The organism is Flavobacterium jumunjinense (assembly GCF_021650975.2).
GTDB lineage: Bacteria > Bacteroidota > Bacteroidia > Flavobacteriales > Flavobacteriaceae > Flavobacterium > Flavobacterium jumunjinense.
In genome coordinates this window covers 469781-483778 of the sequence record NZ_CP091285.1, presented here as the reverse complement: position 1 = coordinate 483778, position 13998 = coordinate 469781, and the positions used below count along the sequence as shown (strand labels likewise).

General features: G+C 31.2%; 16 protein-coding genes. All 16 read left to right on the top strand.

Features of this window, described 5'->3' with window-relative positions; translation table 11 throughout:
- Positions 1–12: 12 nt before the first annotated feature.
- The 16 genes from L2Z92_RS02450 (at position 13) to L2Z92_RS02375 (ending at position 13993) form a co-directional block, all read left to right on the top strand.
- On the top strand, positions 13–1458 hold the full coding sequence (locus L2Z92_RS02450; RefSeq protein WP_236457271.1) for a SusD/RagB family nutrient-binding outer membrane lipoprotein: 1446 nt from the start codon (positions 13–15) through the stop codon (positions 1456–1458).
- A 7-nt stretch (positions 1459–1465) separates the two neighbouring features.
- Positions 1466–2800: an SLC5/6 family protein gene (locus L2Z92_RS02445; RefSeq protein ID WP_236457270.1), complete on the top strand. Its 1335-nt coding sequence runs from the start codon at positions 1466–1468 to the stop codon at positions 2798–2800.
- A complete protein-coding gene (locus L2Z92_RS02440) occupies positions 2785–3612 on the top strand; it encodes a metallophosphoesterase family protein (RefSeq protein WP_236457269.1) in 828 nt (275 codons plus the stop codon). The genes L2Z92_RS02445 and L2Z92_RS02440 overlap by 16 nt, the downstream gene beginning before the upstream one ends.
- Positions 3613–3620: 8 nt before the next feature.
- Positions 3621–4250, top strand: coding sequence for a TIGR04282 family arsenosugar biosynthesis glycosyltransferase (locus L2Z92_RS02435; protein WP_236457268.1), 630 nt, complete (start codon positions 3621–3623; stop codon positions 4248–4250).
- Positions 4247–5059 (top strand): purine-nucleoside phosphorylase, encoded by an 813-nt coding sequence (locus tag L2Z92_RS02430; RefSeq protein WP_236457267.1) that lies wholly within the window; start codon positions 4247–4249, stop codon positions 5057–5059. Before L2Z92_RS02435 ends, L2Z92_RS02430 begins: the two co-directional genes overlap by 4 nt.
- A complete protein-coding gene (locus tag L2Z92_RS02425) occupies positions 5060–5722 on the top strand; it encodes an MIP/aquaporin family protein (RefSeq protein ID WP_236457266.1) in 663 nt (220 codons plus the stop codon). It begins immediately after the preceding gene.
- A gap of 7 nt (positions 5723–5729) precedes the next feature.
- On the top strand, positions 5730–6701 hold the full coding sequence (gene arsM / locus L2Z92_RS02420) for an arsenosugar biosynthesis arsenite methyltransferase ArsM (RefSeq protein ID WP_236457265.1): 972 nt from the start codon (positions 5730–5732) through the stop codon (positions 6699–6701).
- Between the two features lie 49 nt (positions 6702–6750).
- Entirely contained in the window at positions 6751–7584 is an 834-nt protein-coding gene (locus tag L2Z92_RS02415; protein ID WP_236457264.1) for a hypothetical protein, read from the top strand.
- An 11-nt stretch (positions 7585–7595) separates the two neighbouring features.
- Complete coding sequence (locus L2Z92_RS02410; protein ID WP_236457263.1) at positions 7596–8468, top strand: sterol desaturase family protein; 873 nt, start codon at positions 7596–7598, stop codon at positions 8466–8468.
- A gap of 177 nt (positions 8469–8645) precedes the next feature.
- Positions 8646–9341 (top strand): DUF547 domain-containing protein, encoded by a 696-nt coding sequence (locus L2Z92_RS02405; protein ID WP_236457262.1) that lies wholly within the window; start codon positions 8646–8648, stop codon positions 9339–9341.
- A 1-nt stretch (position 9342) separates the two neighbouring features.
- On the top strand, positions 9343–10035 hold the full coding sequence (locus L2Z92_RS02400; RefSeq protein ID WP_236457261.1) for a TIGR04283 family arsenosugar biosynthesis glycosyltransferase: 693 nt from the start codon (positions 9343–9345) through the stop codon (positions 10033–10035).
- Positions 10036–10041: 6 nt separating this feature from the next.
- Entirely contained in the window at positions 10042–10890 is an 849-nt protein-coding gene (locus L2Z92_RS02395) for a helix-turn-helix domain-containing protein (protein ID WP_236457260.1), read from the top strand.
- Positions 10891–10895: 5 nt separating this feature from the next.
- Positions 10896–11693, top strand: coding sequence for a DUF6503 family protein (locus L2Z92_RS02390; protein WP_236457259.1), 798 nt, complete (start codon positions 10896–10898; stop codon positions 11691–11693).
- 8 nt (positions 11694–11701) lie between these two features.
- Positions 11702–12277, top strand: a complete 576-nt coding sequence (locus L2Z92_RS02385; protein ID WP_236457258.1) for a DUF2911 domain-containing protein — start codon at positions 11702–11704, stop codon at positions 12275–12277.
- Positions 12278–12291: 14 nt separating this feature from the next.
- On the top strand, positions 12292–13155 hold the full coding sequence (locus L2Z92_RS02380) for an AraC family transcriptional regulator (protein WP_236457257.1): 864 nt from the start codon (positions 12292–12294) through the stop codon (positions 13153–13155).
- An 85-nt stretch (positions 13156–13240) separates the two neighbouring features.
- The gene (locus L2Z92_RS02375; RefSeq protein ID WP_236457256.1) at positions 13241–13993 is read left to right on the top strand and encodes an SDR family NAD(P)-dependent oxidoreductase; all 753 of its coding nucleotides are present in this window, start codon (positions 13241–13243) and stop codon (positions 13991–13993) included.
- Positions 13994–13998 lie beyond the last annotated feature (5 nt).

Here is a 13998-nt window from a genome sequence, read left to right as displayed (position 1 = left end):
AGAAAGAAAACAATGAGAAAATATACATACAGTTGTTTAATTGCAATAACAGTTTTTTTGGTTGCCAGTTGCACAAAAGATTTTGAAGAAATAAATACCAATCCCAATGCTCCAAATACAGTACATCCAAGCTTATTATTGCGTCAAGTGATTTATAATTTTGGAGAAAACATGAGTTATGAAGGTTTTGTAGCAGGAGATTTATTAGCACAACATAGAACTGCGTTAGATTTTAATCTGTTCGATCGTCATGCACTCAAATCGCCTCAATTAGGAGGAAATCCTTGGCCCATTTTTTATAAGAACTTGCGCGATAATGAAATTATGCTGAAACAAGCACGTCAGTCATCTACTTTAAAGGTATATGAAGGACCAGCCTTAATTTTAAAGGCCTATATGGCTGCGGGTCTCACCGATTTATTTGGTAATGTACCTTATTTTGAAGCATTTAATGGAACTGAAGGAGAAGTGACTCCAGTTTATGACAGTCAGGAAAGTATCTATTTAAACACAAACGGAATTCTAGATAATTTAGAGAAAGGTATTGCTGCTATTGAAAATTATACCGATGCCATTTCATTACAAGGTGATATTATATATAATGGAAATTTGCAATCATGGGTTCGGTTTGCAAAATCATTACAGATTAAATATTTATTGCGTATTTCAGCAAAAGTAAATGTGACATCTCAGTTGCAAGCACTTTACGATGAAGGCAATTATATTATGACGAACGATCAAAACGCTATTTTTAATTTCACCAATACCGCACCCAATAGTTTTAGATTGGCTCAATTGAGAGTTGGAGACTTTAATAATTTTGTAATGTCTGAAACTATGGAAGACATTTTAACAAATTATAATGATACGAGAATAAATACCTTTTTTAGACCTTATGCAAACGCAACTTCAGGAGAATTTAATGGACTACTTAATGGTATCGATGCTTCTTCAACATCTATTGTGTTAGCAAATTATTCTTTGGCTGGAACTATTTTTAGAGAGAACACAGCAACATTAAATGCTAATTTTATTACCGCTTGGGAAGTGCAATTGGCATTGGCAGAAGCAGCCGAAAAAGGATTGATTATGGCTAACGGGCAAACCTTATACGAAAATGGAGTTACTCTTGCTTTTCAATATTGGAATGCAACAATGCCAACTAATTATCTAACAGGGAATGCGGCTTACAATGCTACAGGAACAACACCTTTGCAACAAATTAGCACACAAAAATGGATAGCCAATATCATTAACGGCTATGAAGGTTGGGTAGAATATAGAAGAACAGGTTTTCCTCAATTGAGAACGATTGCTGCTAGCTTAAATAACGATTTAATTCCTGTTAGAATGCCTTATCCTTCAGAAGAAGAAGCATTAAATAGCGAGAATTACAATGAAGCAGCAACGGCAACAGATGGTAATAGTATAAACTTCCCAGTATGGTGGGACGAATAAAAAAACAATGGAAGTAATTTATTGGCAATGGTTGTTAATCATTATATCAAGTTTGCTTTTTTTCTTTCTATCTCCTTTTGCAAAAACAACCGATCAGTTTTTTAAAGCAGTTACGAAGAACAAAAAGCCTAGTACTTTAGTGTTAACAGGAAGTTTAATTATTTCTTGGATCTTTGCAAAGAGTATTACCAATGCTGCCAATCTCGGATTAGAATTTGGTATTGTTGGTGGTGTTGCCTACGCAGGCTATTATTTGTCTTTTGCAGTAGCAGGACTTGTATTGTATCAATTGCGTACCAAAGGTAATTTTAAAAGTATTCACGAGTTTTTAACAACTAAGTTTGGCAAAAATGCAATGGCACTTTTTTCTATTCTTATCGTTATTCGGCTTTTCAATGAAGTTTGGAGCAATACAATGGTTATTGGAACCTATTTCGGGGAACAAGGAAGTAATTCTTATTATGTTTCAATTGTAGTATTTACAGTTTTAACCCTAGCTTATTCTCTAAAAGGAGGATTAAGTAGCTCTATTTTTACGGATACTATTCAAATGGTGTTATTTTCTATTTTATTAATTATTATTTTGTGGAATGTCTTTTCTATTGAAACGTTTACGGTGCAGCAAGTAGTAGCATCGAGTACATGGAGTTTCGATTTAGGGTTAAATTTGTTTTTTGCAGCCATTATTCAATCGTTTAGTTATCCATTTCATGATCCGGTTCTTACCGACAGAGCATTTATTAGTAGTCCAAAAACAACAAGAAAAAGTTTTTTATGGGCAAGTTTGTTAGGAGGAATTTGTATTGTGCTTTTTAGTACGATTGGTGTTTATGCTAAAACCTACGGAATGCAAGGAGATGCTGCTTTTGAAGTAGGAAAAGCGTTTGGAATCATAGTGTTATTAGTAATTAATTTTATTATGATTACTTCTGCGGCCTCTACATTAGATTCTACTTTTTCATCTTTTTCAAAATTAGTAACTATCGATTTGAATTTAGGAACATCCATTACTTTCGGACGAATTGCGATGATAGTTATTACAATAATAGGAACTATTCCAGTTTTTTTAAATGCCGAAATTTTATCAGCTACTACAATTTCGGGAACAATGGTAATAGGATTAACACCTGTTTTTTTATTTTGGAATAGGGAAGTTCCCAAAATAAGTTTTTATCTTAGTGTTATTACAGGATTGTTTTTCGGATTGTTATTGGTTTTTAATAGTTTTCCAAAAGCATTTGTTTTTACAACGGGAAAATATGCCGATTTACTTTGGGTAAATGTTTGGGGAATTAGTACATGTATCATTGTTTATTTTATACCAAAATGGATAAGAAAATAAAAAACATAGGAAGATTACAAGGAAAGATATTGCTTTTTGGAGGAGTATATAGCAACTTGCAAGCTTTAGAAGCCATTCAGGAAATGGCAAAAACAGAAAACATAGCACCCGAAAATTGCATTTGTACGGGCGATAGTATCGGTTATTGTGCCCAACCCGAAGAAACACTTCAGGCAATCAAGAAATGGAAGATTCATAGCATTGCAGGAAATGTAGAGATTCAGTTAAATGAAAATGCAGAAGATTGCGGTTGCGATTTTTCAAAAGGGTCACGTTGTGACGGATTTTCGCAGTTGTGGTATCCTTATGCTAAAAGTCAATTGTCAAATAATTCGCTAGATTTTATAAAGACATTACCCGAGTTTATCCAGTTTGAATTTGTCAATAAAAAATTCACTGTTGTGCATGGTTCCTATTTTAATACTTCCGAGTTTATTTTTAAATCCACTCCATGGCAAAATAAACTCCCTAATTTTAAAGCTACCAATAGCGATGTAATTATTGCTGGGCATTGTGGCTTACCTTTTACGGATAGTAATGAAGAATTACTATGGCTAAATCCAGGGGTCATTGGGATGCCAGCTAATAATGGGAATACAGCTGTTTGGTATATGATTTTAGAAGAAAAGGAAGAAATGTTAACTTTCGAACATAAAAAGTTAACCTATAATCATATATTGGCTGGCGAATTAATGCTAAAACATAGTTTGCCAAAAGAATATGCTAAAACAATTGTAACAGGTATTTGGGATAATACAGAAATATTACCAGAAACAGAAGCAAAGCAACAAGGTAAAAAAATAGCATTTTAAAAAGGAATATGAATCAAAATAAACCAGTAAATTCAAAAAAAGCACTCATCATTTTTACTAGAAATCCAGAACTAGGAAAATGCAAAACACGTTTGGCAAAAACGATTGGAGACGAAGCGGCATTAGAAGTTTATACTTTTTTATTGCAACATACAGCGAACGTAGGGAAAGATGTAATGGCAGATCGTTTTGTGTTCTATTCCGAAAACATCATTGAAAACGATATTTGGCAACCCGAATATTTTAATAAAAAGCTACAATCTGGCTATGATTTAGGCAATCGCATGCAAAATGCTTTTGAAGAACTATTTCAACAAGGGTATCAAAAGATAATCATTATAGGAAGCGATTTGTACGATTTGAATGCAACCATTGTAAACGAAGCCTATAACTACCTTTCTAATCATGATTTTGTAATTGGTCCTGCTGAAGATGGAGGATATTATTTATTAGGCATGACACAAATGGAAAAGGCTGTATTTGCGAATAAAGAATGGGGAACTGCTACTGTTTTGAAAGATACATTACAAGATTTGCCAAATAAAAACATAAAATTAATACAAGAATTAAATGATATCGATATTTTTGAAGATATCGAAAATATAGAAGAATTTAAAAAATACAAACCAATAGAATGACAATAGAAATAATAAACACAACCGTTAATTTTCTAAAAGAAAAAGGGATAACGGCTCCACAAATAGGAATTGTTTTAGGAACAGGATTAGGGCAATTAGTAAATCATTTAGACATTGAGGTAGAAATTAACTATTCAGACATTCCTAATTTCCCTGTTTCAACAGTAGAGTTTCATTCAGGAAAACTATTATTTGGAACGTTAGAAGGAAAAAAAGTAATCATAATGCAAGGACGCTTTCATTTGTATGAAGGTTATTCGCTTCAAGAAATCACATTTCCTGTAAGAGTATTAAAAGGATTAGGAATTACAAGCTTATTAGTTTCAAATGCAGCAGGAGCGATTAATTTGAACTATAAAAAAGGAGATCTAATGCTGCTAGACGATCATATTAACCTTCAAGGTGGTTCGCCATTAGCTTTTAAAAATGTATCTGATTTTGGAGAACGTTTTACGGATATGTGTACTCCTTATGATGTTAATTTGAACGAAAAAATGTTGGCTATAGCTCAAAAAAATCAGATAACCCTTCACAAAGGTGTTTATGCTGCGGTTGTAGGACCGCAATTAGAAACAAGAGCCGAATATCGATACTTAAAAATTATTGGAGCCGATGCAGTAGGGATGAGTACCGTTCCTGAAGTAATTGTGGCCAATCATTTAAATTTACCTGTAATAGCGGTTTCTGTGTTAACTGATGAATGCAATCCAGACGATTTAAAACCAGTAAATATTCCTGAAATTATTGCAGTTGCTGGTGAAGCAGAGCCAAAAATGATTATTCTTTTCAAAGAATTAATCAAGTCTTAAATGAGAAAATATATTGCTGAGGTAATAGGTACTTTTGCTATTGTATTTTGCGGTACAGGAGCCATTGTAATCAATCAGGAAACTGGTGGAACAATTACTCACGTTGGTATTGCCATCACATTTGGATTAATAGTTATGGCAATGATATATGCTTTAGGAACTATTTCTGGAGCTCATTTTAATCCAGCAGTAACTATAGCTTTTACTATAGCTAAAAAATTTGATAAGAAACAAGTAATGCCTTATTTAGTAAGTCAGTTTACAGGTGGATTAATAGCAAGCATAACCTTGTTAGCACTTTTTCCTTCCAATGAATATTTAGGTGCAACTATTCCATCTGGGAGTGATTTACAATCATTTATATTGGAATTTATTCTAACATTTTTATTAATGTTGGTCATTCTAAATGTAGCTCATGGATCAAAAGAACAAGGAATGTTCGCAGGTTTAGCTATAGGTTCAGTTGTTGGTTTAGAAGCAATGTTTGCAGGTCCAATTTGTGGAGCTTCAATGAATCCAGCAAGATCTTTAGGACCAGCAGTAGTTTCGCTTCATGTACAACAACTATGGATTTATTTAATAGCACCAACATTAGGAGCTGTTTTTGCAGTACTAATTTGGAATTACATCAATCAAAAACAAGTAAATAATACTTTAAATTAAAGAAATTATGAAAAATTATTTAGATGCAACAAACGATTTATATAAAAATGCAGCTTTAACTCCAGACGTTGGTCTTTGCTGTACAACAACACCCATTTGGAAATTCCCAGGTCTTGAAATTCCAAAAATAATGCAAGAAATGAATTATGGCTGCGGAAGTACAATTTCAGCTCAAGACCTAATTAATAATCCTAAAGTTTTATATGTTGGTGTTGGTGGAGGAATGGAATTATTGCAGTTTGCCTATTTTTCTCGTCAAAAAGGTGGAGTAATTGGTGTCGATGTTGTCGATGAAATGTTAGAAGCTTCACGAAAAAACTTTAAAATTGCAGAAGATGAAAACGATTGGTTTAAAAGTGAATTTGTAGAATTAAAAAAAGGGGATGCTCTTAATTTACCTATTGAAGATGAAAGTATCGATGTAGCTGCTCAAAATTGTCTTTTCAATATTTTTAAAGCAGAAGATTTAAAAAAAGCATTGCAAGAAATGTACCGTGTATTGAAACCTCATGGTAGATTAGTAATGAGTGATCCTACTTGTGAACAAGAAATGAATGAAACTTTAAGAAACGATGATCATCTACGAGCACTATGTTTAAGTGGGAGTATCCCTATAAAAGATTATATAAAAGCTTTAACAGATGTAGGTTTTGGCACAATTGAAATCCGAGGTAGGCGTCCTTATCGTATATTAGATACAGAGAATTATCCAACAGATGAGTTAATCTTTATTGAAAGTATAGAAGTTTGTGCAATAAAAGACCCAATGCCAGAAGATGGACCTTGTGTTTTTACAGGGAAAGCAGCCATATATTTTGGAAAAGAAAATTATTTTGATGATAAAAAAGGACATGTGTTATTGAAGAATCAGCCTTTAGCAGTCTGCGATAAAACGGCAGGTGCATTGGCCTCTTTAAATAGAAAAGACATTTATATTAGTGAAAGTACTTTCCATTATAATGGAGGAGGTTGTTGTTAATGTGTAAGGAAATAAAAAACGTACGTCCAATTTAAAAAAAAGCTAAAATATGAAAAAAGTTATAATGCTATCTGTAGTTGGTTTGTTAGGGTTTCAGTTTGCAAACGCACAAAGTCCTTGGACAAGAGAAAAAGGGAAAGCTTATGTTCAATTAGGTGTAACAAGTTTATCATATGACACAGTTCAGTTTGATGGGAACAAGTTAGAAGATCAAGGAGATTATTCAGACATAACAATTCAAGCCTATGCAGAATATGGAATTACAGATAAATTAGAAGCACAATTGGTTTTACCCTACAAAACGGCTTCCTATAAAAATGCAGGTTTTTCAGAAAGTATTTCAGGAATTGGAAATATTTCTTTAGGTTTAAAATATAAATTGTCCGATAAGAATTGGAAAATTAGTTCAGGTATTCTATATTCTGCTAATTCGATTAAGAAAGATAAAGAGTTAGTTGTAAGTACTACAGGAATTAATGCTTCAACAATTTTACCATATGTAACAATAGGATCAAGTCACAATAAATGGTATTATTTCGGAAATATTGGATATGGATATATGGATAATGATTATTCAGACTATTTTAAGGCAACAATAGAAGTTGGATATAATGTGATACCAAAAGGACACTTAATGTTTGTTTTAGATACTAGAAACCCTATTTCAAAAGAAAAGGCTTTTGATAATTATAAATTAGGACTTGATCCATATCAATGGGCTTCTCATTTAGACAGACAAACTTATAACTCCATTGGGATTAAAGCAAACTATGAGTTTATAGAAGGTAAGTTTGGTGCTAACTTCTCAACTTTTGGTGCTTTCGGAATTGATAATGCTCCTTTGGCTCCAACAATTAATATTGGAGTCTATACTAAACTATAATTTTTTTAGCAATGAATAAATATCAAGAAATAATTGTCAATTCGTATTCAGATCATTTTAATTATTTGAAAAATGAATTAGTTAACCTTCACGTAGAAAATTATTTTTATGGATTGATAATTATTTCTTTAATTGTTTTTGCATTAGAGAATATTTTTCCTTGGAGAAAAAACCAAGCAGTTTTTAGAAAAGATTTTTGGTTAGATACATTCTATATGTTTTTTAATTTCTTTTTGTTAAACCTGATTATTCTGATGGCAATGAATAATGTAACAGCTCAATTGTTTAATGATTTTTTAGGACTCTTTAATTTAGAACTTAAGTCATTACAATTGGTCGATTTATCCGAATTGCCAAAACCATTAGCCTTGTTTATATTTTTTATTGTTTCCGATTTTGTACAATGGAACACGCATCGATTATTACACCGCTACGAGTTCTTTTGGAAATTTCACAAAGTACATCATTCTGTTAAAGAAATGGGTTTTGCAGCACATCTTCGCTACCATTGGATGGAACCAGTTGTCTACAAAACATTGTTATATGTTCCTATGGCTATAATTGGTGGTTTTTCAATACAAGATGTCTTTATTGTTCACTTTATTACTATTGCAATCGGACATTTAAACCATGCTAATTTAGGTTGGGATTATGGTTTTCTAAAATATATATTCAACAATCCTAAAATGCATATTTGGCATCATAGTAAAGAAATGCCTAGAAAATATGGTGCAAACTACGGAATTTCACTAAGCATTTGGGATTATCTCTTTAAAAGTGATTATATACCTAAAGATGGCAAGGATATTGAATTAGGTTTTGATGATGATGAAGAATTTCCTGATAGCTTTCTTAAACAAGAAGCTTATCCGTTAAAATTTTAGAGTGAAAAGAAATAGCCATTAATTAAAAAGCACACGACTATGAAATCGCCATTAACAACAAGTTTGTTGCAAACAAATAAAATTCACTGAACACAAATTGAATTATATTTAGTGAAATAAACACAAATGAATAAAAGCGATAACATATGTGACCTATAACAAAAAAAAATCACACATATGAAAAGAATTATTTTACTATTATTGATAACTGTTCAGGGTTTTGCACAAAACTTTGACTATAGAAATTATACCGATTTATTAAGCAATCATGTTTCTAGTAAAGGAAATGTAAACTATGATAAATTGAAAACTAATGTTGCCGAATTAAATCTAGTTGTTGCGGAATTCGAAAAAACACAACCAAGAAAAAATTGGTCAAGAAATGAAATTTTAGCTTATTATATTAATTCGTATAATGTTCATACTTTAAAAAAAGTAATTGATAATTATCCAACTAAAAGTATCAAAAATATTAGAAATGCATGGGACGATAAGTTCATTGTTTTAGGATCAAAAAACATATCATTGTCCTATATTGAGCATAATATTTTAAGAAAAATGAACGAACCTAGAATTCATTTCGCAATTAATTGCGCCTCTTTTTCTTGTCCCGATCTATTAAATAAGCCCTTTTTACCTCAAACGTTAAATTCACAATTAGAATCGGTTACAAAAGATTTTATTAATGATGGATCTAAAAATGTAATTGAAGCAAATGAAATAAAAATATCAGAAATTTTTAGCTGGTTCTCTGGAGATTTTAAATCGAAGAATACTTCATTAATTGATTTTATAAATAAATATTCTACAATAAATATTAATGAAGATGCAAAAGTTAGATATTTAGATTACAATTGGAGCCTAAACAAATAGAATGAAGATTTCCATTATTATTCCTGTTTTAAATGAGGAAAAAAATATAGCAAAAAATATAAAATACCTAATTGCGAATAGTAATAAGAAATATAGTAAAGAAATTATAGTTGTAGATGGAGGAAGTTCAGACAATACTATAAAAATAGTTAAAGAATTTCCCGAAGTTATAATTGAGCATTCTGTAAAAGGAAGAGGCATTCAAATGAATGCTGGAGCAAGAATTGCAACTGGAGACATTTTGTATTTCCTGCATTGCGATAGTTTTCCTCCAAACGGTTTCGATAAATTAATTATCAATTCAGTTTTAGACGGATACTTGTCAGGTTGTTTTAAAATGAAATTCGATAGTAATCATGTCGTTTTGAAGGTTTCTCAGTGGTTTACAAAATTTAATTTTAAATCCTGTAGAGGAGGCGATCAATCCTTGTTTGTAACAAAAGAATTGTTTTTTAATACCAATGGGTACAATGAAAATTTAACGATCTATGAAGACAATGACTTGATATTTAGATTATATGAGCACTCTAATTTTAAAGTGATTCAAGAAAATGTAATAACATCGGCAAGAAGATATAGAGAAAACGGTTTCATTAAACTTCAATTTCATTTCGCTATAATTCATTTACTATACCGAACTAAAATCTACAATCAAAATCAAATAGTAGATTACTATAAAAAAAACATAAGATAAAAGAACATGGAGTTTAAAGGAAGAAATGGAGAGTTTTTTTGGTTAACAAAAATAGACAATACTGTAGCGGAAAACTTCGGTCAGAAAAACGAATCCTATTTGAATATTCTTTGGAATCCTTTTAATGATACCAATGTTACAGTAGATAATGTTGTATATTCTTTAAAGAAAAATGAAATAATGTTTTTAACAGAACTTCATGCAATAGAAAGTAGTACTATTGAGGTTTTGAATAGTATTCAATTTAACAGACAGTTTTATTGTTTAGACAATCACGATAGCGAGATTGGTTGTAAAGGGATTTTGTTTTTTGGAACATCGCAAGTGCCAACAATTTTTTTAAATGAAGAGAATGATGCTGCGATTGCATTGCTTTGGAAAGTTTTTCAAAATGAACTAAAAGCATCCGATGAACTTCAAGGAGAAATGCTTCAAATGTTGCTGAAGCGTTTTTTAATTTTATGCACAAGAATCTTTAAGGAGCAAAATAAAGTACGACATGTTGAAGAAACCAAGATGGACATTATAAGGAATTTTAGTTTTCTAGTTGAGGTACATTATAAAAGTAAACACACGGTTGCAGAATATGCAGCATTAATGAACAAACCCGCCAAGTCATTAACCAATCTCTTTTCTAGTCATATTTCAAAAACACCTTTGCAAATAATTCAAGAAAGAATAGTGTTAGAAGCAAAGAGGATGCTACTAAATACAGAAATTACAATAAAAGAAATCACATTTGAATTAGGCTTCGAAGACATGCCTTCATTTAGTAGATTCTTTAAAAATAAAATCGGAATTTCCCCGAAAGGTTATCGCGATAATAATGGAGTTGTTAATCCAATAGAAAAATAAACAGTATGAGAAAAATAAACAATCTAGCAATTGTATTTTTAGTGTTGTTGTCAGCTTGTAATAATAAACAAAAAGATGACGAACAGAATAATGTTGAGGTAACCTCAGAAGTCATTGAGGAAGTAGTTTTGTCAAAAGCAGACAAAGTTATAAATGCTACAATAAAAGCTCATGGAGGAGAGTTGTATAAAACAGCCAACTTTAGTTTTGTTTTTAGAAGTAAACAATATCATTTTGAAAATAATAACGAAAACTATAAATATACTGTTGAATTTAAAAACAAAGATACAATTGTAAAAGACATTGTAACCAATGGAAAATTTGAACGCTATATAAATGAGGTATTGCAAAATACAAATGAAAAAGACGTTAAAAAATATACAGAAGCATTAAACTCTGTAATCTATTTTGCAACCTTGCCTTATAAATTAAATGATGTTTCAGTAAATAAAAAATACATTGAAGAAACAACAATAAGAAATCAAGAATATCATGTTGTTGAGGTTACTTTTAATCAAGAAGGAGGAGGAGAAGATTTCGATGATGAATTTCATTATTGGATTAATAAGAAAACAAATAAAATTGACTATTTAGCCTATATTTATAAAGTAAATGATGGTGGTATTCGTTTTAGAGAAGCTTACAATACGAGAGTAGTAGACGGAGTCACTTTTCAAGATTATATAAATTATGAAGCACCAATAAACATACCTTTAAAAGATTTGCCAAAATTGTTTGAAGCGAAGAAATTAAAAGAGGTTTCAAGAATAGAAACAGAACACGTAATAAATAAAACTAAATAATAAAAACAATGAAAAAAATCATTCTAACTATCGCTATCGTTGCTTTAGGTTTTCAGGTAAACGCACAAGATTTTGCTAAAGTAGATAAAAGCGGTTTAGACGCTGCTTACTATCCAGAAAATGCACCCAAAAGAGCATTTATAAAAGACAAAACAAAACAAGCAGAAGCAGCAACAAAAATTAGAATATTATATTCTAGACCTTTAAAAAACGGAAGAGAAGTTTTTGGAAAAGTTGTTAAATTAAATGAAGCTTGGAGAATTGGTGCAAACGAATCTACAGAAATTTTATTTTTAACCGACGTAGAGTTTGGAGGAACAGCAGTAAAAGCAGGTCGCTATACTTTAATTGCAATTCCAACAGAAAAAGAATGGACAATTAAATTAAATTCAGAAAATGATGGTTGGGGGAATTATTCGTATGATGCAACAAAAGACATTGCTTCTGTAACCGTTCCAACGACAATGAGCGATAAAGAAATTGAAGCTTTATCTATCGTTATGTATGAAAAAACTAAAAATGTTGTTCATATTAAAATTGGTTGGGACAAAACCATTGCAGAAATTCCTTTAACATTGAAATAGTATATCTTTGAAAAATGGACGAAGTCAAAAAGTATTATCTGCATAAAGATGATTTTTCAAAACTACATTTTGAAATAAATGACTTGCAGTCCTATTTTCAGAAACATAGAGATCATGCTTCAAAAGCGCATACTCATGGGTTTTATCAATTCATTTGGTTTCAGTCTAAAGGCAGGCATTATATTGATTATGAAATTATAGAGCACGAACCCAATACAGTGGTGTTTATAAATACAAATCAGATTCATTATTTCTGTACCGATTCCATCAACGATGGTGTTTTAATTCATTTTAATGATTTCTTTGTGAATCAATTCAATCAAGAATTAGCACAACGTTTTTCATTATCTATTTTTAATGAAATTGGAAAGCCCTACATTCAGTTGAAACAAGATGAAGTAAGCCGATTCAGGAATGTAATCGATTTAATAAATGAAGAAATAGCAATAAGTGATAAGCTACAAAAAGAACAATTGTTTTTTCTTTTCTGTAGCTTATTGCTTTCTGCTGAAAGAATAAAATGTAAAAACGAAATTAAAGAGTTGTATAAAAATCCAGATTTTATGCTAGTCTATTCCTTCAAGAAAGAAGTCTACAAGCATAAAAATACATTTCATAAAATAGACTTCTATAGTCAGTTGCTAAATACTAATTCTAAAAAATTAACAACGCTTGTAAAACAATACCTAGGAGATACACCTGCTGTGGTTATTCAATCCATTAAAATTCTTGAAGCCAAAAGAAAATTAGCCAATAAGCAATCGTCAATTCAAGAAATTGCTTTTGATTTAGGATTTGATCAACCTACCTATTTTACAAAGTATTTCAAAAAAGCAACAGGAATCACACCTAAAGAGTTTCAAAGTCTCCTTCCTTAAATTACCATTCTTGCTCTTTAAATTACCATTTTTTAAAACCATAGCACAATACATTTGTACTATATAAATTTAAAAAAAAGTACAGATGAAAACAGCATTAATTATAGGAGGAAATAGCGGAATAGGAAAAGCAACAGCATTACAATTAGCAGCACAAGGCATTTTTGTTCATATTGTAGGAATGACCGATGCTAAATTAGAAACGGCTAAACAAGAGATTGAAAAGGTTGGTAAAGTGGCAACACATAAAGTAAACATTAGCAATATTGAAGAAGTGAGTCAATTTATAAAAGAATTGGCAACTATAGAAAAGATAGATTATTTAGTGAATGCTTCTGGTATTTTTGGACCAAAACCTTTCCTAGATCATACTATTGAAGAATATGATTCCTATATGAATTTGAATAAAGGCTTCTTTTTTATTACACAAGCAGTAGCCAAAAAAATGAAGGAGAGCAAAGGAGGAAGCATTGTAAATGTTGGTTCAATGTGGGCAAAACAAGCGGTAAAAGCAACACCTTCTTCGGCCTATTCAATGCAGAAAGCAGGATTACATTCGTTAACACAGCATTTAGCAATGGAATTAGCCGATTTTAATATCCGTGTAAACGCAGTATCACCAGCAGTAGTAAATACGCCTGTCTATCATAGTGTTTTTGGTGGAAAGGCAGAAGCAGAAAAAGCATTAGAAGGATTTAATGCTTTTCATCCAATAGGAAAATTTGGAAAACCAGAAGAAGTAGCCAATGTAATTACATTTTTGCTTTCTGCTTCTGCAAGTTGGACAACAGGTGCAATTTGGGATGTAGATGGTGGAGTAATGTCTGGTAGAAATTAATTGAA

Bases quoted from the DNA above. Each gene is read 5' to 3' on its own strand.
- L2Z92_RS02445 (WP_236457270.1), top strand. From the start codon at position 1,466: ATGGAAGTAATTTATTGGCAATGGTTGTTAATCATTATATCAAGTTTG.
- L2Z92_RS02390 (WP_236457259.1), top strand. From the start codon at position 10,896: ATGAGAAAAATAAACAATCTAGCAATTGTATTTTTAGTGTTGTTGTCA.
- L2Z92_RS02425 (WP_236457266.1), top strand. From the start codon at position 5,060: ATGAGAAAATATATTGCTGAGGTAATAGGTACTTTTGCTATTGTATTT.
- L2Z92_RS02385 (WP_236457258.1), top strand. From the start codon at position 11,702: ATGAAAAAAATCATTCTAACTATCGCTATCGTTGCTTTAGGTTTTCAG.
- L2Z92_RS02435 (WP_236457268.1), top strand. From the start codon at position 3,621: ATGAATCAAAATAAACCAGTAAATTCAAAAAAAGCACTCATCATTTTT.
- L2Z92_RS02450 (WP_236457271.1), top strand. From the start codon at position 13: ATGAGAAAATATACATACAGTTGTTTAATTGCAATAACAGTTTTTTTG.
- L2Z92_RS02430 (WP_236457267.1), top strand. From the start codon at position 4,247: ATGACAATAGAAATAATAAACACAACCGTTAATTTTCTAAAAGAAAAA.
- arsM (WP_236457265.1), top strand. From the start codon at position 5,730: ATGAAAAATTATTTAGATGCAACAAACGATTTATATAAAAATGCAGCT.
- L2Z92_RS02380 (WP_236457257.1), top strand. From the start codon at position 12,292: ATGGACGAAGTCAAAAAGTATTATCTGCATAAAGATGATTTTTCAAAA.
- L2Z92_RS02410 (WP_236457263.1), top strand. From the start codon at position 7,596: ATGAATAAATATCAAGAAATAATTGTCAATTCGTATTCAGATCATTTT.
- L2Z92_RS02415 (WP_236457264.1), top strand. From the start codon at position 6,751: ATGAAAAAAGTTATAATGCTATCTGTAGTTGGTTTGTTAGGGTTTCAG.
- L2Z92_RS02375 (WP_236457256.1), top strand. From the start codon at position 13,241: ATGAAAACAGCATTAATTATAGGAGGAAATAGCGGAATAGGAAAAGCA.
- L2Z92_RS02440 (WP_236457269.1), top strand. From the start codon at position 2,785: ATGGATAAGAAAATAAAAAACATAGGAAGATTACAAGGAAAGATATTG.
- L2Z92_RS02400 (WP_236457261.1), top strand. From the start codon at position 9,343: ATGAAGATTTCCATTATTATTCCTGTTTTAAATGAGGAAAAAAATATA.
- L2Z92_RS02395 (WP_236457260.1), top strand. From the start codon at position 10,042: ATGGAGTTTAAAGGAAGAAATGGAGAGTTTTTTTGGTTAACAAAAATA.
- L2Z92_RS02405 (WP_236457262.1), top strand. From the start codon at position 8,646: ATGAAAAGAATTATTTTACTATTATTGATAACTGTTCAGGGTTTTGCA.